Annotated in this window: 1 protein-coding gene; it reads right to left on the minus strand. The window is 67.9% G+C overall.

What is annotated here, in order from left to right; all coding sequences use genetic code 11:
• On the minus strand, nt 1-1,095 hold a 1,095-nt coding region (locus FFS27_RS33045), incomplete at both ends, for a condensation domain-containing protein (RefSeq protein ID WP_137952575.1).

Consider the following 1,095-nt stretch of genomic DNA (forward strand, 5'->3'; position numbering starts at 1 on the left):
GAGTCGACGCTGGCCTGCGGGTTTTCCAGCATGCCGCGCAGCAGGTTCTGCCAATGCCGCGCCATGCGCTCGACGGTCCGCGCCTCGAACAGGTCGGTCGCGTAGGTCAGCGCGGCGTACAGGCGGCCGCCCTTCTCGTAGGTATCCAGGCTCAGGTCGAACTGGGTGGTACGGCTCTTCCAGTCGAGCTGGCCGAAGCTCAGGCCGGCCACGCTGTCCAGCGCCTCGATGTCGGCCACCAGCGGCTGGTGGTTGTACATCACCTGGAACAGCGGGCTGTGGCTCAGGCTGCGCTCGACCTTGAACGCCTCGACCAGGCGTTCGAACGGCAGATCCTGATGGGCCTGGGCGCCAAGCACGGTGTCCTTGAGCCCGGCCAGCAGGGTCGCCACCGACGTGCGGCCGTCGAATACCGAGCGCAGCACCTGGGTGTTGACGAACAGGCCGATCAGCCCTTCCACCTCGGCGCGGTTGCGGTTGGCGATGGGGACGCCGACCCGTAGGTCGGTCTGCCCGCTATAGCGTTGCAGGAGGATATTGAAGCCGCCGAGCAACAGCATGAACAGGGTCAGCCCCTGGCGTCGGGCGGTGCCGCGCAGGGCCTCGGCCAGGGCCGGCTCGATGCTGAACTCGTAACGGCTGCCACGGTAGCTGGGAACCGCCGGACGCGGGTGGTCGGTCGGCAACTCCAGGACCGGATGCCGCTCGCCGAGCTTGCCGCGCCAGTACTCCAGCTGGCGCTCCTGCTCACCGGCCTCCAGCCAGCTGCGCTGCCACAGGGCGTAATCGGCGTACTGGATCGGCAAGACCGGCAGGCCGGGCTCCGCGCCAGTCGCATAGGCACTGTAGAAACGGCTGAATTCTTCGATCAGCACGTTCATCGACCAGCCGTCGGATACGATGTGATGCAGGGTCAACAGCAGCACATGCCGCTCCTCGCCCAGGCGGATCAGGCGGACCCGCAGCAACGGCCCCTCGCACAGGTCGAACGGCTGCAACGACTCGCGCTGCGCCTCCTCGCGCAGGCGGGCTTCCTGCTCGGCCTCGGGCAGGCCGCTGCAATCCTCGAAGGCAACCTCCAGCGGGCGTTGCAGG

Source organism: Pseudomonas sp. 2VD (assembly GCF_005503585.1).
In the GTDB taxonomy this organism is placed as follows: domain Bacteria; phylum Pseudomonadota; class Gammaproteobacteria; order Pseudomonadales; family Pseudomonadaceae; genus Pseudomonas; species Pseudomonas aeruginosa.